Source organism: Paenibacillus sp. DMB5 (assembly GCF_001517085.1).
Classification (GTDB): domain Bacteria; phylum Bacillota; class Bacilli; order Paenibacillales; family Paenibacillaceae; genus Paenibacillus_AQ.
On the sequence record NZ_LRAC01000017.1, the window covers coordinates 96,423 to 114,362 of the forward strand.

At 54.3% G+C, this 17,940-nt stretch carries 14 protein-coding genes and 1 pseudogene; 1 reads left to right on the top strand and 14 read right to left on the bottom strand.

The window, feature by feature from the left end:
* Positions 1-98: 98 nt before the first annotated feature.
* From AWJ19_RS04445 to AWJ19_RS04495, 11 genes and pseudogenes are all read right to left on the bottom strand, one after another.
* A complete protein-coding gene (locus tag AWJ19_RS04445; RefSeq protein ID WP_068721872.1) occupies positions 99-974 on the bottom strand; it encodes a radical SAM/SPASM domain-containing protein in 876 nt (291 codons plus the stop codon).
* Positions 975-992: 18 nt separating this feature from the next.
* Positions 993-1,979 (bottom strand): Gfo/Idh/MocA family oxidoreductase, encoded by a 987-nt coding sequence (locus AWJ19_RS04450; RefSeq protein WP_068721873.1) that lies wholly within the window; start codon positions 1,977-1,979, stop codon positions 993-995.
* A gap of 292 nt (positions 1,980-2,271) precedes the next feature.
* Positions 2,272-3,660: a threonine synthase gene (gene thrC, locus AWJ19_RS04455; RefSeq protein WP_068721874.1), complete on the bottom strand. Its 1,389-nt coding sequence runs from the start codon at positions 3,658-3,660 to the stop codon at positions 2,272-2,274.
* Between the two features lie 229 nt (positions 3,661-3,889).
* Complete coding sequence (locus AWJ19_RS04460) at positions 3,890-4,384, bottom strand: CYTH domain-containing protein (protein ID WP_068721875.1); 495 nt, start codon at positions 4,382-4,384, stop codon at positions 3,890-3,892.
* An 853-nt stretch (positions 4,385-5,237) separates the two neighbouring features.
* Positions 5,238-6,959 (bottom strand): adenine deaminase C-terminal domain-containing protein, encoded by a 1,722-nt coding sequence (locus AWJ19_RS04465; protein WP_068721876.1) that lies wholly within the window; start codon positions 6,957-6,959, stop codon positions 5,238-5,240.
* A 22-nt stretch (positions 6,960-6,981) separates the two neighbouring features.
* On the bottom strand, positions 6,982-8,046 hold the full coding sequence (locus AWJ19_RS04470) for an ABC transporter ATP-binding protein (protein ID WP_068721877.1): 1,065 nt from the start codon (positions 8,044-8,046) through the stop codon (positions 6,982-6,984).
* 30 nt (positions 8,047-8,076) lie between these two features.
* Entirely contained in the window at positions 8,077-8,865 is a 789-nt protein-coding gene (locus AWJ19_RS04475) for an ABC transporter permease (protein WP_068721878.1), read from the bottom strand.
* Between the two features lie 4 nt (positions 8,866-8,869).
* Positions 8,870-9,688 (bottom strand): ABC transporter permease, encoded by an 819-nt coding sequence (locus tag AWJ19_RS04480; protein ID WP_068721879.1) that lies wholly within the window; start codon positions 9,686-9,688, stop codon positions 8,870-8,872.
* Between the two features lie 25 nt (positions 9,689-9,713).
* On the bottom strand, positions 9,714-10,676 hold the full coding sequence (locus tag AWJ19_RS04485) for a nucleoside hydrolase (RefSeq protein WP_068721880.1): 963 nt from the start codon (positions 10,674-10,676) through the stop codon (positions 9,714-9,716).
* Positions 10,677-10,678: 2 nt separating this feature from the next.
* Entirely contained in the window at positions 10,679-11,764 is a 1,086-nt protein-coding gene (locus AWJ19_RS04490) for an ABC transporter substrate-binding protein (protein ID WP_068721881.1), read from the bottom strand.
* A gap of 182 nt (positions 11,765-11,946) precedes the next feature.
* A pseudogene (locus tag AWJ19_RS04495) lies at positions 11,947-12,233 on the bottom strand (DUF2294 domain-containing protein).
* Here AWJ19_RS04495 and AWJ19_RS36255 point away from each other — a divergent pair.
* Positions 12,150-12,338: a hypothetical protein gene (locus AWJ19_RS36255; protein WP_241781604.1), complete on the top strand. Its 189-nt coding sequence runs from the start codon at positions 12,150-12,152 to the stop codon at positions 12,336-12,338. The pseudogene AWJ19_RS04495 and the gene AWJ19_RS36255 overlap by 84 nt on opposite strands.
* A 65-nt stretch (positions 12,339-12,403) precedes the next feature.
* Here AWJ19_RS36255 and AWJ19_RS34555 read toward each other — a convergent pair whose 3' ends face one another.
* The 3 genes from AWJ19_RS34555 to AWJ19_RS04505 all read right to left on the bottom strand — a co-directional run bounded on the left by AWJ19_RS34555 (position 12,404) and on the right by AWJ19_RS04505 (position 17,909).
* Positions 12,404-12,601, bottom strand: a complete 198-nt coding sequence (locus AWJ19_RS34555; RefSeq protein WP_128083497.1) for a hypothetical protein — start codon at positions 12,599-12,601, stop codon at positions 12,404-12,406.
* 93 nt (positions 12,602-12,694) lie between these two features.
* Complete coding sequence (locus AWJ19_RS04500) at positions 12,695-14,851, bottom strand: alpha-galactosidase (RefSeq protein ID WP_068721882.1); 2,157 nt, start codon at positions 14,849-14,851, stop codon at positions 12,695-12,697.
* A 373-nt stretch (positions 14,852-15,224) separates the two neighbouring features.
* Entirely contained in the window at positions 15,225-17,909 is a 2,685-nt protein-coding gene (locus AWJ19_RS04505; protein ID WP_082707695.1) for a glycoside hydrolase family 2 protein, read from the bottom strand.
* Positions 17,910-17,940 lie beyond the last annotated feature (31 nt).

Below are 17,940 nucleotides of genomic sequence, written 5' to 3' on the forward strand. Positions count from 1 at the left end.
CCAGTCTGCAATCAACGCCAAAAAACCTCTCTTTAGCAAAATGGAAGCTTATACTCCATTTCACTAAAAGAGAGGTTTTGTTGTAGGCAGACTTCCTATCAGGTCCCGAACCGCTGGCGGTACCCGCACTTGCGGCACAACTCCTCTACCGCTTCCCTGCGGGAGAAGCCGTAGAACAGATTGTTCGCCCGCTCGCCCTCGATAATCTCGGAGAACGGCTGCTCATGCAGGTTGCCGAGGTTGATGACGCCCTCGCCGTCCAGACAGCACGGTACCACCGTGCCGTCGACCAGCACCGCCGCCTGGCTGCGCAGCGCATGGCAGAAACCCTTGCCGTCATCCTCCGGCTCATGCAGGGCCGGCCACCTGAACTCGTGGTCCTGGTTCAGATAGACGCGCGGCGCAATCTTGACGCCGCTGCCGGGAACCACCTTCTCTTCAATCCGGTAATCCAGATTGAAGGCCTCCTCCAGCACCGCCAGCGTCTCGCGGTTGCGCATCCGCGTCACGTTCGTCTGGTTGTCCTCCGTCAGATTCCACAGCCGGAAGGAGATGATAACGCCTTGTGCCGAGGCTTCGCGGACAAACGAGATAATCTGCCGCAGATAGCCCTCGCGGTTCTCGGAGCCCTCATGCCCGTCGAAGCTGTGCAGGGAGAAGTTCATCTGGCGCAGCGCCGGCTTGCCTATAATCTTGGGCCCGGCCTTATGAATCAGCGTTCCGTTCGTCGTAATATTAACCTTGAAGCCCTTGGCATGCGCGGCATCCAGCAGCTCGCCGATCTTCGGATGCAGCAGAGGCTCTCCCTTAACATGAAGATAGATATGATTGCTGTGCGGCTTGATCTCATCCAGAATTTTGTTGAAGGTGTCCAGCTTCATAAAGTTTTTCGTCCGCTCCGTCGGCGGACAGAAGCTGCAGGCCAGGTTGCAGACGCTTGTAATCTCGATGTATACCTTTTTAAATGTCTTCAAGTGCTGCTCCTCATTTCACTATATATCCGATGCATAGCGGAGGCCGATCTGTCTTCTGGCTTCCTCCATAATTTCTGCTACCGCCAGCGAATTTCCGTGGCTGTTGATGCTGCTCTCGCGCTGGCCGTTTTTCAGCAGTTCAATAAATTCATGCGCTTCATAATACATGGCCTCGTACACCTGCGGCACAGTAAGCTCCTCTACCGTTCCGTCGCGGTAATGAATTTTAACCTGGTACGGCTGGTTGATCTTATCAATGACCATCGTTCCGTTCTCCCCCTGAATTTCAGCAGGCAGATAGGAGTCGGTAATTTTGGAGTGCATGATTACGCCATCCATATCAGGATAGCTCATAACCATGCTACCTTCGCCGTCCACACCGGAGGACAGCATGTATCCGGCCGCCTTCACCGCATCCGGCTTGCCGAACAGCGCTACCATCGGATACAGGCAGTAAATTCCCAGATCCATCAGTGAGCCGTTAGAGTATTCCGGGTTAAAGGCATTCAGCACAGTCCCCTGCCGGTAAGCATCATACCTGGATGAGTATTGGCAATAGCTCGCGAAATAACGCCGTACTGTACCCAGCTTATACAGATTGTCTTTGATTACGCTGAAGTTCGGCATCATCGTCGATTTCATCGCTTCCATCAGCAGCACATCATTCGCACGGGCCGCTTCAATCATGAGCTTCAGCTCTCTGCTGTTGGAGGCCGCCGGCTTTTCACACAGGACATGCTTGCCGTGATTCATGCAGATGATCGCCTGCTCGGCGTGCATAGAGTTGGGGCTGGCTATGTACACAGCGTCCACTTCTGTACTGGACACCATGTCCTCCAGATTTGTATAGATAGCGGCTCCCGCGTATTTAGCGGCAAAAGCCCGGCCTTTTTCCTCTGTACGGGAATATACCGCAGTCAGAATAAAATCCTCATTTTCCAGTCCAGCTTGAATAAAACGGTCTGTAATCCAGTTGGTGCCAACGACCCCGAAACGAATTGTCATGAGTGATCCCGTCCTTTGTCTTTTTGATCTATAACTGCTATTTTCTCATCCCATGTCAGGGATGTCCACTTTTTGAAGGGTAATTTCCGACAATTTCCGCTAGATTTCTTATGTGAAAAAATGCACCTGGAAAACTGCCGCATTCCACTCGGTAAATGCCCGCCAAAAAGCGGTTGCCAGCAGAATGTCCGGCATTTCCAGCCGATAATCAGTAGTGCCTACGGTGATCCCGCACAGCAAAAAAAGCCCGCTCTCTTGAAGAGAACGGACTTTCCGTATACCTGCTATCTTTTTAGCCGAAAAAATCCTGCAGCTCGCGTACAATCTCCGCCTTATCATGCTCCACAACCGTCATATGCTGCGGCATATCGAACAATGCGGAAATCTGCGGCGGGAACTCCTGCTTGATGCCGGTGAGGGCAATAGCCTCGTCGAACTTCGCCGGGTGTGCAGTTGCGAATGTAATTGCAACCTCGTCAGGCCCGCTGAAGGCTTCATAGGCAGCAATCCCGCAGGCTGTATGCGGATCAAGCAGGTAGCTGTACTCCTGCTTATATTTGCTGATGATGTCCAGACACTGCTGATTCTTCGCGCCAAGTGCCGCGAAATCAGCCTGGACCCGGTTGAACAGCTCACCGTCCACTGTAATTTTACCGTCTGCCGCAAGCCCTGCCATATACTCCGACAGCTTCGCCGCATCCTCATCAAGCAGATAATACAGATACCGCTCAAAATTGCTCGCCACCTGAATATCCATCGAAGGGCTGTAAGTGCTTGTAAATTCGCCCGGTTTGTATTCGCCGGTCAGGACGAAACGTTCGAGGATGTTATTTTCATTGGTGGCGATGATCAGCTTGTTGATTGGCAGGCCCATCTTTTTAGCCAGGAAGCCGGAGAAAATGTTGCCGAAGTTGCCCGAAGGTACGCTGATATTAATCTTCTTGTCACCGCTGTTCTCAATCTGCAGGTAAGCATAGAAGTAATAAACCGTCTGGGCCAGAATACGGACAAAGTTGATGGAGTTAATCGCCCGCAGATGGTATTTGCCTTTGAAATCCAGATCGGCGAACAGCTCTTTAATCACCTTCTGGCAGTCGTCAAAGTTCCCTTCCACAGACAAATTCAGCACGTTGCTGTCGTCCACGGTGGTCATCTGCAGCTCCTGTACCTTGCTGACCTTGTTATGCGGATGCAGAATACAGATTTTGATGCCTTCCTTGCCGCGTACGCCCTGAATGGCCGCTGCACCGGTATCGCCCGAGGTTGCCCCGAGAATATGGATAATTTCACCGCGCACTTTTGCAATATAAGAATACAGCTCACCCATAAACTGCAGCGCCACATCCTTGAAGGCAAACGTCGGCCCGTGGAACAGCTCCAGCACGTACAGGGAATCATTCACTTTATGGAGAGGCGTCACTTCCGGCGCACGGAAATTGCCATAGCTGGTGTAGACCATTTCTTTGAGGTCATTATAAGGAATCTCATCATTGGTGTAGTAGGAGAAAATCTCCAGGAACAGCTCCTGGAAGCTGAGCTTGCGCCATTCCTCCAGCTTATCCGCAGAAATAACCGGAATCTTGATTGGCACCATCAGTCCGCCGTCATCCGCCAGTCCCATCAGAACTGTATCAATAAAGCCTCTAGCTTCCACTTTTCCTCTTGTGCTTATATACTCCATACCTGTCTCATCCTCCTGGACCCCTCTTTATTCACTCTATACAGAACTACCCTATATATTAACACGTTTAAGCGTTAAAGTCCGTTACTTCTGTGTTAACTTTTGCAAGTAGAAACGGCTTCGTCGTCCTTCAGGGAAGGCGACACCCGTTTCTGCGAGAAATTTCAGACCTGTATAAGTCCCTTGACTTATACTTTCTGATATTTCGAAAAAATACGGATAACCCGCCTTACTTCTTTTGCAGCTCTTTCCATACCGTTTTGTTGCTGTATTTTTTCTCGACGCTGACATCCTGCCCGAACCATTCCGGGGCATTAAAGCTCTTGGCTTCCTCCAATGAATCAAACTCCACTTCAATCACTGTAAGCTGAAGCTGGGTATAGACGTCGATCTCTACGGTGATGCCGTTCCATACGGCTGTGGTGCGTGTTTTGACCAGGGGAACCGCCTTGACCGCCTCGATCATCTGGTTATACAAGCCTTCCGAGATGTCATATTCAATCTCCTTGCGGCTGATGCCCTTGCCGTCCTTGAATGTATGCGTAAACGTAACCTCGCCCGAATCAAGATCGGTAATTTTGCGCACCCGCAGCTCCTGCCCGTCCTCAATTGCCAGATACGTCTGGTCAATGCTGTGCCGTGTAATTACTTTGAGCTCTCCGCTCTCAATCAGCTGCTCCGGATATTCCGGCAGCAGGAATTTGAGTTCAATTTCCATAGACATGCTGTCTCTCTCCTCTGTACGCTGTACGGTATACGCTCTGCGATGTTTTATATTATTTATCATCATAGGGGCAGGTCATACGTTAGTCAATCGGTGAGAGGGATAGTTGCGGGGGATGGCACTCTCACTTCGCCAGTTACCTGCTCCCTCGTCGCCGCTCTCCACTTAACTTATATTTCTAAATTCAACCTGCCTAAGTGGATTTTCGTCACTTAATCCGGTCTTTTTTCGCCATTGGAGGTAATTAGGTGGAAAAATGCCATCTATTTTTGACTGCAACCCCCTTTTGACGGGGAAACTGTGGAATTAAGTGGCGTTTTTCCATTTAGCATCCTCATATCCGGTAGCTAGACCAGAAATAGGTAGCGAATTTCCACTTAGTCTGCTCTGCGGCTCAGCATCAGCTACTCAACCTCAGCGACTCTACATTAGTTACTTAACATCAGCGACTCTACATTAGTTACTTAACATCAGCTACTCAACCTCAGCCACTCAATTTCAGCTACTCAACTTTAGCTACTCAACATAAGCTATTCAGCATCACCTACTCAACTTCAGCAGCCCCGCACCAACACTCTCCTTTGCTAATCCATCATTCACACAAATTACGCCAAGTTACTACTGAGCAGTACAGATCCGGCAGCGGGCATGCAGTCTCTATCCTGCTGTATAAAAAAAGGGGCATCCCGTTTGGGACGCCCCTCCTTTATCGCTCCGCCCTAATTAACAGCAGCGCCTTATGCCCACGTTTCACACAGCGGAGCGGAAGCACCTCTTCCTCACTCCTCACCCAAGGGAACACCAGCAGCTGCCCCTCACGCTTCTCTCAGCGAAACCGTCAGCAGCTTCTCCCTTACGCTTCCCCCAGCGGGAACAGCAGCGGCACTACCTTCCCCGCGACAACATCGATCAGCCCAAAGTCCGTAATCTTCAGCGCCGGACTTACCGGCAGAGAGTGCGTGCTGATCGACATGATCGGGTTGTAGTGGTTGTAGCCCAGCGACTCCATCGCTGTGCGCAGCCCCAGCACCCGCTCCGCCGTCTCGGCGAGCGGCGCCTCGGTCAGGATGCCGCCGACCGGCAGCGCCAGCAGGGCCAGCACTACGCCGTCACAGACGACGCAGAAGCCGCCCTGCTCGGCAATGACCGTATTGGCGGCGAGCGCCATGTCCTCCGCATTGTGGCCGACCACGAGCAGGTTGTGGTTGTCGTGCGAATACGTCGTGGCGATTGCACCGCGCTTGATCGTGTCGCCGCCGGTCAGGCCGTAGGCGCGGCCTCCGGTTTTGCCGTACCGCTCAAAGGTAGCGATCAGGCCGCAGCCGGTGTCCTGCCATTGCAGCAGGCCGTCCTTCACTCCGGCCTCCACATGCTTCTCTTCGGTAAACGTGGACACGTTGTTGACCGTCATCACGCGCGCGCCGTAGCGGCCGTCAGGCAGCTCCGAGCGCACCGCAAAGTCACCGGCGCTAAGCGGCGCGAGCTGCACGCTCCGGTAAAAATGCGCCGGGAAGCGCGGCTCCGGCGTTGCTTGCACCTGCGGACGGCTGCGGTCCCACACCTGCGCGCCGCGCTTGTAAACCGCCTCAATCGTGAAGCTGCCGAGGTCAGACAGCAGCAGGTAGTCGGCGGTTTTGTTCGGCGCGATCACGCCGCGGTCGTCCAGCTTCATCCGCCGGGCCGGCGTGTAGGTGGCCGCATAGACAGCGGCCTCCGGCGCCATGCCCATGGCGATGGCCTTGCGGACCAGATGGTCCAGATGCCCGGTCGCTGCCAGTGAGTCGGTCATCACATCATCAGTCACGAAGCAGAAATGCTCGCTGACCGGATGCTGGATCAGATAGTCGACAACCTCCGGGGTCATCGACTTCTCCTGAATCTCGATGAACATCCCGGCGGCAATCCGGGCGGTCAGGCCCTCAATACTCTGATGGGTATGATCGGAGTCAATCCCGGCAAAGATCAGCTGATGCAGCTCCAGATCAAGCAGCTTCGGCGTATGCCCTTCGATAACCAGACCGGGATATTTGCTGCGGACGTGCTGAAGGATCTGGTTGCTTTTGCAATCGGGATCACGGATCACATCTACGAAATTCATCACCTCGCCGAGGCAGATCATCTGCTCCGTCGCCATCAGCTCGTCAATATCGGCAATCTCAATCGAGCCGCCCGTTGTCTCCAGCGGAGTCGCCGGCACCGAGCTTGGAATGGCGTAGAACATATCCACCAGACAGTCCTGGCTGGCCCGGATCATCTCATGCACACCTTCAACGCCGAACACATTGGCCATCTCATGCGGCTCGGGAACAATCGTCGTTACCCCATGCTGCAGAATACCGTAGGAGAACGTCTCCGGTGTAATCATCGTGCTCTCAATATGCAGGTGGATATCAATCAGCCCGGGCACAAGATACTGCCCCCCAGCATCGATCGTCTCGCAAGCCTCGAACGTTTCCGCACCAAGCTGGCCGACATAGAGGAAACGCCCGTCTTTTACAGCAACATTCGCCGTCTCGAACCGTTTATAGTAACTGTTGTACACTTTAGCGTTCAGTATAAGTTGATCTGTAATCATCATGTCTGCTCCTTATGAAGCGCTACTGCACCAGCACCAGCTTCTCTTTTGGAAAATAAACCGTAACCCGCTGTCCCTGCACGAATGGCTGCTCCATCTCCTGATTCACCGTGAACACACCCAGCTCCGTCTCCACCTGGTACTGATAGCTGCGGCCGAGGTACGTGCTGATCTGCACGGTTCCCGGCAGGATGTTACTGGCCGTACCTGGCTCCGGGTTAGCTGCAAACAGCTGCAAATCGTCAGGACGGATTGCTCCAAGCAATCCTGTGTTGCCGAGTCCTTCCGGCCGTTTGGCAGCAAGGAATTTCAGCGCACCGCGGCTCAGCTCGATATCTGAACCTTCATCATTCCGTCCGTCAAAAGCGATAAAGTTCCCGAACCCGATAAACCGGGCCACGAACTCGCTGGCCGGATACTTGAAGATGGCCGACGGCTTGTCAAGCTGCTCGATTTTGCCATTGTTCATAACCGCCACCTGATCAGAGATCGAGAAACACTCCTCCTGGTCGTGGGAGACATAAACGGTGGTGATGCCCAGCTCCTGCTGGATGCGGCGGATCTCCACGCGCATGTTCACCCGCAGGTTGGCGTCGAGGTTGCTCAGCGGTTCGTCGAACAGCAGCAGATCCGGCTCAATGACAAGCGCCCGGGCAATTGCTACCCGCTGGCGCTGTCCGCCGGACAGGGCTGCCGGAAGTCTTTTCTCAAAGCCGCCCAGACTGACAATCTCCAGCATCCGGGTTACCCGCTTCTTCACTTCCGCTTCCTTCAGCTTGCGCAGCCGCAGGCCGAACGCCACGTTATCAAATACCGACAGATGCGGGAACAGCGCATAGCTCTGGAACACGAAGCCGAAATTACGCTTTTCGACCGGAACCTTGGTGTAATCCTTGCCGCCGAACATGAAAGCTCCCGCTTCCGCATTCAGAAATCCGGCGATCAGGCGCAGGGTCGTTGTTTTGCCGCAGCCGCTCGGGCCGAGCAGGGAAAGCAGTTGTCCTTTTGCCAGCGACAGATTGAAATCCTCCAGTATCAGACGGTTGTCATACGCAACCGATACCTGCTCAAGACTTAAAAGTGACATTGCGTTATGCCTCCGTTATCCTTTAATTGGCTATCTTTTGGTGAAATAAGCGAATCCCATCAGCCGCTCGATGACGAACATCAGCGCTGCCGTCAGCACCATCAGAATGACGGAGATCGCGGCAATTGTAGGATCGAAGTAATTTTGCACATAGGTCAGCATTTGAATCGGCAGGGTACTGATCCCCGGACCGGTCATGAAGACGGAGATATCCACGTTGTTGAACGATTCCAGAAAAGCGATCAGAATCGCCGCCAGAATCCCCGAGCGGATGTTGGGCAGCACGATTTTGAAGAAGGTATAGATTCTTGAAGCACCAAGACTCTGTGCCGCCTCCTCCACCGCGAAATCGAAATTCTCCAGGCTTGAAGCAATAACCCGGATAATAAACGGCAGCATAATTACCGTATGGCCAATCAGCAGCCCGGCGTAAATCGGCAGACCGTAGACGACAATCAGATAGCGCAGCAGCGTGAAGCCCAGCACGATTCCGGGAATCAGCACCGGCGACAGGAAAATCGCATTCAGCGTATCCCGCCCGCGGAACCGGTAACGGCTCAGCGCATAGGCCGCAGGCACACCCAGCAGGAGCGCCAGCAGATTGCCGAGCAGCGAGATGATAATGGAGGTTTTGAAGGTGTCCATAAAGGCGCTGACCTCAAAAATATTCCGGTACCATTTCAGCGAAAAGCCCTCAGGGGGGAATTTCAGGACCGTGCCCGGCTCAAAGGATGTAATCGAAATGATCACGAGCGGACCCAGCAAAAATATAAAGACCAGCAGCGTGTACAAGGACAGCGCGCGGTTACCTTCCTTCATGTTCTCACCCCTTCGGATTCAGGCGGTTGGCCCAGGCGTTCATCAGCCCCACCACCACAAATGTAATGACAATCATAATGACAGCGATAACCGAGGCCGCCTGCCAGTCGTTCAGCGTCATGGCGTTCTGGTACAGGAAGGTGGAGACCACCCGCTCCTTACCGCCGAGCAGCGCCGGTGTTGTATACGCCGTAAGGCTGCCGACAAAGACGAGAATGCCGCCGATAATCAGGCCCGGCACCGTCAGCGGGAAGGTGATTTTGCGGAATGCGGCAAACGGGGAAGCCCCCAGACTGCGCGCCGCCCGCACCAGCTCGTGATCCAGATTCTCCATAACCCCGAGCAGGGTGATGATGATCAGCGGCAGGAACAGATGTACAAGCCCGATCATCATTGCCGTCGGCGTGTAGAGGATGTCCAGCGGCTTATCGATCAGTCCGGTGTTGACCAGGAAGGAGTTGATCAGCCCTTTTTTGCCGAGAATAATCATCCAGCTAAAAGAACGAACAACCGGACTCGTCAGCAGCGGAAAAATCGACAATGCCAGAAGAATGCTCTTCTTGCGGGCGCTTGCCCGTGAGATATAATAAGCCGCCGGATAACCGAGCAGCATGCAGACCAGCGTTGTCACCACGCTCACCCGGAGCGTAGTCAGCAGGATGCGGTTAAAGTACCCGTCCCGGAAAAAATGCAGATACCCTTCCAGCGTCAGCTTCCCGTCCTGCACAAAAGTCGAGGCAACCGTCAGCGTAATCGGGACCAGCATGAAGGCCGCAAGGAATAATAGGCCCGGCAGCAGCAGGTACAATGCTTTTTTGTTCATTCTAATGACTCCCGTCCTTCTTCTGCTATTGGTTCAGGCTGTTAAAGCTATTGCTGTTCAAGCTGTGAATGAAGCATTCCAGAAAAGCGGGCGCATCCACCTCCAGGCAGACACCGGCATTCGCCGGCCGTCCCAAACGGTTCTGGAAATCACAGACGGTCTGGCCGTCGCAGAGGTCACTTCTTGTCTCAACATCCACAAAGTAATCGCGCACAGTAACGAACGAGCGGTTCAGTGCCACACCCACCGCCAGCGGATCATGCAGCGCACAGGCCTGTACACCGTTCCGTTCAAAATAACGCGTGCGGTAATCCGCCGTACTCTTCTCCACATAATCACGGATCACCGGATTTTGCAGCTTGCCAATATCGTCTGCGCTTAGCAGCGCCTTGCGGGTCACATCCAGCCCGACCAGCGTCAGCCGGGGGAACCCGGCCGCCAGCACCAGCTTGGCTGCCTCCGGGTCAACGTACATGTTGTATTCCGCCGTCGGCGTAATGTTGCCGAAGCTCTGCACCACACCGCCCATCACAATCACCTCGGCGGCATGCTGCGTCAGCTCAGGGCATTTGTGCAGGGCACGCGCAAGATTGGTCAGTGGCGCTGTCATAATCAGCGTGACCTCTCCAGGCTGCGCCAGCACCTGGCGGATGATGAAATCCTCCGCCCGTTCTGCTTCAGGCCGCTTCGTTACCGTCATATCGGCCAGTGCGCCGCCGATGCCGTCCGAGCCGTGTACACGGTGCTCGAACACGCTATCCCGGACCAGCGGCTGGCCTGCCCCGCGGAAGACCGGAATCTGCCCGGATACGCCGAGCAGCTCCAGAATCTTGCAGGTATTCAGGGTCGCCTGATCCAGCGAGACATTGCCGCTGACGGTGGTAATCCCGAGAATCTCGAGCTCCCCGCTCGTGACAGCCAGCATAATCGCCAGCGCATCGTCAACTCCTGTATCTACATCGAGAATGACCTTTTTGCGTACTGTCATCCTTAGCCGCCGATCTCACGGTTGAAACGGTCCGTCCACTCGGTAATGTGCTGGTTCACGAACGACATGTCCAGCTTGCGCAGCTGGCCGATGACATCCGCTCCGTAAGTCACGCCCACCGCTTCTTCAGGTGTCAGCATAACGTTCATGTTAACCGGGGAATCCACCTTTGCTTTGGCCGATGCCGCCTGTACTTCCTCGCTCAGCTGCCAGTTGATGAATTCTTCAGCCAGCTCTTTATTGTCACTGCCTTTAACTACGTTAACGGTGTTCATTACAGCATACGCGCCTTCAGATGGTGCCACGAATTTGGCATCAGGCACAGCCGCCTGCAGATCCTTGAAGTACATTTCCATGATCGGGCCGCCGGCGATTTCCTCCTGGCCGAACATGTTCACATACTCGGAGGTCTGGCCGTAGTATTTCACAACATTGCTGTCCAGTTCTTTCAGCTTCGTGAACGCCGTATCTTCATTGAAATCTGCGTTGCCTGCGGCAAGGGAAGCTGCATCAACGATCATCGGTCCTGCTGTAGCGGTAATCGCCGGCATCGCCAGATTTTTATCAAACTTGGTCCACAGGTCACTCCATGCAGTAACCTCGCCCGAGGTCAGAGCAGGGTTGTAGGCAATGCCCAGACGTCCAATGGTGTACGCCGGACCGTATTCTGCACCAAGCGGCGCTTTTGCGATATCATAAATATTCTGGAGATTCGGAATTTTGCTGCTGTCGATCGTATCAAACAGCCCTTCGTTAATAGCCTGCTGCGCATAATAATCGGACAGATAGACTACGTCCACGTCTGAGCTGCCCTGGCGTATTTTGTTCAGGCGCTCGGCGTTGTTGCCGATTTCCACGACGATTTTGACATTATGCTCTTTCTCAAACGGTGCATAGACCGCTTCCTTGAAGAAATCCTCCGAGAAGCCCCAGGTGGAAATGACCAGCTCTGTCGGCTCAGCTGACGCTGTATTTCCTTGGGCCGCGTTATCAGTTCCAGTGTTGTTGGTCGCCGCATTATTCGCGCCGCAAGCCGCCAGCATAGAAGTCAGGGCCAGTGCCAGGCCGGTAGTCATGATCTTTTTCATTAGTAAAAACCTCCTGAGAATATAATTGTGATCTATTTTTCCATAAAAAAAAGAAAGCATTCTTGTAGGAACAAGAACACTTTCCTTTGTGTAAACAAAGTCAAGAGCTACCCGTTATAGAAGGACGGTCTTCGCTTAAGATAGATCAAAAGCAAAAATCCGCAGATATTAAGATAGAGCTGTTATTCACCGGCCAGTATCATATTCGTAAAAGCCCACTGGGTCGGTGCGTCGTAATCTCTGAGCAGAACCTCAATCGTCAGGCCCATCTCTTCTTCAAGCCGTTCTTTGAATCTTTTCTTGAACAGGAGCGACATCCGGAAGTCCACTTCCTGCTTAAGCTCCGGCGCCTCGCCCTCAAGGGCGTCGACCGTGGAGACCTGCGGTGCTTGGCGTGAAAGGTAATGACCCGCTGATCGACAGATACACGGAGCAAGGTCGTCCCGAAACCAAACAATTCCTTGGAGATCTCATTGTAAATCTGGCACATCTTCTTCTTCTGCTCGCTGTTTTCCAGTTCTGCCATGAAACCACCTTTGAAAACCAGAATATCGTACAATCACATCGAGATTAATTGCTATTATACATAGTTAAAGTATTTTCGGCAACAAAAAAACTAAATCTAACATGAAAGTAACGCTAAACACGAACATTAATTGGCGAAGGTAGTGTTTTTGCTCTTGATTCTGCCGTTTCGGCTGCGTAGGCTAAATCAAGGGCATTTTTGCTCTTGATTCTGCCGTTTCGCCCGTGTGAGCTGAAATCAGGGGCATTTTTGCTCTTGATTCTGCCGTTTGGGCTGCGTAGGCTGAAATCAAGGGCATTTTTGCTCTTCACTTTTTATTGTTCCCATGTGAAATAAAAAAAGCCAGGTTTCCCTGGCTCATTTACAGCTATTCATTTAATTAATCCTTTGTTTAATTAATCCCACTAACCCTGCGCTCTCAAGTGGAAGCAGCCGCTCACATAATCGCGCTGGATGTCCGGCAGCGCCAGCCCGGCCTGCATCAGCCGGTCACCGCCGAAGACTTCACCGCTATCCAGCACCTTGTAGTCGAGATCCGGATTCAGGCCGCGGACTTTCAGCGTCCGGCGTGCCGGATATGGCACCGCCATTACACGGAAGTAATAAACCAGCGCCTCGCGCTGATCGTCCGAGACGAACATCCATGCCGTTTCATTACCTTCGAACGGACTCTGCAGGCGGTACAGGTTGCCCTGCTGCACTAGGCTGCGTATTTCCTTATAATTCGCTACCTGCTGCTTCACCAGTTCCTTTTCTTCGTCGGTGAACTTCGTCAGGTCAAGCTCGTAGCCAAAGTTACCGGACATGGCGACATCCCCGCGGAACGACAGCGGTGTAACCCGGCCGACCTGGTGATTTGGCACTGCCGAGACATGCGCGCCCATCGCGCTTATCGGATACACCATACTGGTTCCGTACTGAATCTTCAGGCGCTCTGCCGCGTCGGTGTCGTCGCTGGTCCAGGTCTGCGGCATGTAGTAGAGCATACCCGGGTCGAACCGGCCGCCGCCGCTGGAGCAGCTTTCGAACAGAATATGCGGGAAATCACCCGTCAGGCGGTCGATCAGCTCATACAGCCCCAGTACATAACGGTGGGCAGTTTCAGCCTGACGCTCAACTGGCAGCTCAGCCGAGCCAATCTCCGTCAGGTTACGGTTCATATCCCATTTCACATAGGCGATAGGCACGCTGGAGAAAATTTTGCTGAGCGCGTTATACACATAATCCCGTACCTCGGCACGCGTCAGATCAAGCACGAGCTGCCAGCGCGCTTCCGTCCGCCGGCGTCCGGGTACATGCAGGCACCAGTCCGGATGCGCGCGGTACAGGTCGCTGTCCGGGGAGATCATTTCCGGCTCAACCCACAGGCCGAACTGCATGCCCAGATCATTAACCCGCTTCGCCACATCGGCCAGTCCGCCGGGCAGCTTGCGCAGATCCTCGGTCCAGTCGCCGAGTGAAGAGTTGTCGGCATCACGCTTGCCGAACCAGCCGTCATCGAGCACGAACAGCTCGATGCCCAGCTTGGAGCCTTCGGCCGCAATATCAACCAGCTTATCGGCATTAAAGTTGAAATAGGTAGCTTCCCAGTTGTTAACGAGAATCGGCCGCTCTTTATCACGGAAGGTTCCTCTGACCAGACGTGTACGGTACAGGCGGTGATAAGTCCGCGACATGCCGCCGAGGCCCTCAGCCGAATAAACCATTACCGCTTCGGGTGTCTGGAAGCTCTCTCCCGGAGCCAGCCGCCAGGAGAAATCAAACGGGTTCAGCCCGATGCCCAGCCGGGTATGGCTGAACGCATCCACTTCGGCTTCAATAGCGAAGCCGCCGCTGTAGACCAGAGAGAAGCCATATACTTCTCCCTGGTGCTCGTCTGTTCCCGGCTTGGCCAGCGCGGCAAACGGATTGTGCTGATGGCTGCTCATGCCGCGGCGGGACTGCAGTGCCGTCGTGCCTTGCTCCAGCCGTCTGCGGGTCAGATTGGCTTCCCGCGACCAGCCGCCGGACAGATAGATTAGATCGAACTGGCCGTCTTCCGGGAAATCAACGGAAGCGCTCAGCGCGCGCAGCAGATCCAGCGGGGCCTGCCCGTCATTGACCAGCTCCACCGAGCGGGCAACGACATCCGTGTCGCGGTATACAGTATATCGCAGTATTACATTCAGCGAGGCATAATCATCGCGCAGCGTAATCTCCAGCGTATCCGCTTCTTCCGGCGATTCCACATATATAGACGGAAGTCCGGCAAGCTGAGGCTTGCCCGCCAGCACCCGGTATCCGGTATATTGCAGCTCTGTAATCCGCGTACCATCTTGCAGCTTGACCTGGTAGGCCGGCACCCTGTAATCTCCTGTGCCGTACTGCGGATATTCCTGCGGAAGCCGGTCAAGCGCAGTGCCAACACCCAGATGCGGCAGACCGTCCAAATTGCCGTCATGGCGCAGCTTCTTGCCCCAGTATACGTGCATCGGATAGTTATTATAAAGACCGATAATATAGCTCATACCCTTGCTCTGCAGATGAAAGATTCCCTTGTCTTCCTGTACCCAAATCGCCATTTTCCGGCTCCTTCTCCCTAATAGATAGGTATATTTTGTTCCACTCCGCCAATTTGTCCGCGTTGGATGAATGTAGTGGGGAAATAGAGGGATTTTTCCCTCTATTTCTGCCCTGGCAGCTCCCTTCGGCCCCAATCAGAGGGATTTTTCCCTCTATTTCTGCCCTGGCGGCCTCCTTCGGCCCCAATCAGAGGGATTTTTCCCTCTATTTCTGCCCTGGCAGCCCACTTCGGCCCCAATCAGAGGGATTTTTCCCTCTATTTCTGCCCTGAGAGCTCCCACTAGCCTCTACCAGAGGGACTCTATCCTCTAACTCACCGTTCTGCACAAGAAGACTTCCAGCTTGCGTATCTTCATGGCTATGCCGCCCGCCTTACTTCACATAATCCGCCATTGAGCGGACTTCCAGCCCTTGCGGAACAGCAGGAGTGAAATCCGGCGCACCAGCGCCAGCTTTCGCCTCGTTTATTAGTCCGGCACCAGTAGCCGCAGCTTCCACTCCAGCTCTAGCCCCGTCACTTCCTCCGGCTTCCAACCCGGCACTTGCCGCAGCCTCAGTACTTCCTCCAGCCTCCGCGCCTGCTGTCACGCCGCCGCTCCGCAGGAACTGTACCGTCTTCTCCTCCCCCGGAAGCAGGTCGAAGAAGTTGTCGGAGAAGATACCTTCCTGCTCCGCCGTCAGGTATACGCCTCTGGCCAGCACGTCGCTGCTGACGGTGAAGCTCAGGCCGCCGCTGCCCGGCACCTCTGCTACTGTCAGAGCCGGCTGCTCCAGCTTCAGCTCTTTAGCCTCGGCAAAGTAATGCTCCTTGCGCTCTACCAGAGCGCCGTCAACCAGCAACGAGGCTACCAGCACGACCTGGTCAGCCCCACTGCCCCCCAGCAGCTCCGCCACCGGCACAGAGAACACCACCGCTGACGAATCAGCCTCCAGCTGCAGGGGCTGATTCCACTCCTTCAGCACAGCTCCGCTGAAGTCATGCAGCCGGACCACCAGCTCCCCGGCCAACGCTTCCCGCAGGTCAGAAACTGCATGAACCTGCAGTTTCTCCCCGTCCATCGCCTCCACAGAGAGCAGAACATCCTTGAAGCTCCGGCGCGCAGTATACTGCAGCGCCTTCCAGCGGCCGTAGTAGTCCATCCCGGCCCAGGAAGCCACCGGCCAGCAGTCATTCATCTGCCAGTACAGGGTGCCCATGCAGTAAGGCTTGTTCCGGCGGTGGCTCTCAATGGCCATCCGCATGGCTTCTGCCTGCAGAATCTGGCTCATATACAGGAACGACCGGAAATCCTTCGGCTCCGGCAGATAGATGTCCATATATTCCTTGATGATCTGATTGCCGCGCCCGTTCTTCTGGTGGGCCAGCATCACTTCCGACTCCAGCTCCATGTCCTTCTCTTCCGCGTAGGTCAGTACCGATTTCAGCTCAGGGAAGGATTGGAAGCCGTATTCGCTCATGAAGCGGCCAACCTTTACATTGTAGTTCTCGAACGGCTCAATACCGTGCCACACGCCCCAGTAATGAATATCCCCGTCGCCTGCAATCCGCACAGAGTGCTGGTCGATATCATTCGTAAGCTCACGGAGCGGAGAGGACGGCCAGTATTCCATACCCGGATGATGAGCTGCTACCGCCTCCGGCAGAATCCGGTGGAAAATGTCTTCATAAGCGTTCCACAGCGTCTCACGGATTTCGGCACTCAGCTTCTCCTTCCAGCCCCAGCCCTTATTCTCCTCGAATTGCGCCCAGGCAGAGTCAATCTCGTTATTGCCGCACCAGAGTGCAATACAAGGATGATTGCGCAGCCGCTTCACATTATAAGCTGCTTCCTTTTGCACATTCGCCAGGAACGCCTCATCTCCCGGGTACATGCTGCAGGCAAACATAAAGTCCTGCCACACCAGCAGGCCGTATTCGTCACACAGCCGGTAAAAATCATCCTCCTCATAAAAGCCGCCGCCCCACACCCGCAGCATGTTCATATTCGACGCTGCCGCTGATGCGATCTCATGCCGGTAGCGTGCTTCCGTTACTTCCGTAATAAAGCTGTCATTCGGTATATGGTTGGCACCCTTAGCGAACACCGGCACACCGTTAAGCTCGAACTTAAATGAAGCGCCTTTCGCATCCGGTTTGCGGATCAGCTTGATTTCCCGCAGACCGGTCTTCACTTCAGCACCAGCGAGCACAGCCCCATTTTCGAGCAGCTCCACCCGGAACGATGTTAACTCAGGCGCTCCCAGCCCGTTGCACCACCACAGGCGCGGCTGATTAATCACCAGCTCCAGCTCTACCAAGCCCTTACCCGGTTCCAATGTAACTTCCCGCGTCCACTCCTGCCCTTCAGCAGTAATCCGCAGTGTTCCCGCCCATGTTCCCGGCGTATCCACTTCCACTATTGCTGTCACCCGTGCCGACGCCTGTTTAACCTCATCCTGGCGGATGTACACATCGGCAATTGCCGCAGCAGTCCGTCCGGTAAGCACCGCTTCACGCCAGATACCGCTGGTCAGAAAACGCGGGCCCCAGTCCCAGCCGTAATGATACGGCGCTTTGCGCGCGAATACGCTGATCCTTTTCTCCTCAAGACCACCCAGCTCGGACTGGTCATTCGGCGCCGGCAGATCATAACCCAGCTTCTCCAGCTTCGGCAGATCCTCTGCCACCACAGAGCGGAATCTCACCACAATCTCATTCTCTCCGGCCCGCAGCAACCCTTTGACATCCACCGTCCACGCCAGGAACATATTATCTGCAGAAAGCGCATGCACATTGTTCACGTAGACATCAGCATACGTATCCAGTCCGGCAAAATTAAGCTCGGTAACCGTCAGGTTCTGCCAATCCTCATCCAGCTGCAATATCGTTCTGTACTCCCAGTCCTTTTTGTCAATCCACTGCAGCTCGTGCTCGTTCTTTCCATAAAAGGGCTGCGGAATCAGTCCGTTGCGCAGCAGGTCCGTATGCACCGTACCCGGCACAACTGCCGGAAACCATTTTTCCTCACCGCAGGCCCTGAATTCCCAATTTGTTAAAGCAAGTTGTTTGTGCGTCATGAGTCCTCCTAAAAGTTTTGTGAGCCTAAAC

Bases quoted from the DNA above. Each gene is read 5' to 3' on its own strand.
- AWJ19_RS04450 (WP_068721873.1), bottom strand. From the start codon at position 1,979: ATGACAATTCGTTTCGGGGTCGTTGGCACCAACTGGATTACAGACCGT.
- AWJ19_RS04475 (WP_068721878.1), bottom strand. From the start codon at position 8,865: ATGAAGGAAGGTAACCGCGCGCTGTCCTTGTACACGCTGCTGGTCTTT.
- AWJ19_RS04485 (WP_068721880.1), bottom strand. From the start codon at position 10,676: ATGACAGTACGCAAAAAGGTCATTCTCGATGTAGATACAGGAGTTGAC.
- AWJ19_RS04470 (WP_068721877.1), bottom strand. From the start codon at position 8,046: ATGTCACTTTTAAGTCTTGAGCAGGTATCGGTTGCGTATGACAACCGT.
- AWJ19_RS04480 (WP_068721879.1), bottom strand. From the start codon at position 9,688: ATGAACAAAAAAGCATTGTACCTGCTGCTGCCGGGCCTATTATTCCTT.
- AWJ19_RS04500 (WP_068721882.1), bottom strand. From the start codon at position 14,851: ATGGCGATTTGGGTACAGGAAGACAAGGGAATCTTTCATCTGCAGAGC.
- AWJ19_RS04460 (WP_068721875.1), bottom strand. From the start codon at position 4,384: ATGTCTATGGAAATTGAACTCAAATTCCTGCTGCCGGAATATCCGGAG.
- AWJ19_RS04490 (WP_068721881.1), bottom strand. From the start codon at position 11,764: ATGAAAAAGATCATGACTACCGGCCTGGCACTGGCCCTGACTTCTATG.
- AWJ19_RS04465 (WP_068721876.1), bottom strand. From the start codon at position 6,959: ATGATTACAGATCAACTTATACTGAACGCTAAAGTGTACAACAGTTAC.
- thrC (WP_068721874.1), bottom strand. From the start codon at position 3,660: ATGGAGTATATAAGCACAAGAGGAAAAGTGGAAGCTAGAGGCTTTATT.
- AWJ19_RS04505 (WP_082707695.1), bottom strand. From the start codon at position 17,909: ATGACGCACAAACAACTTGCTTTAACAAATTGGGAATTCAGGGCCTGC.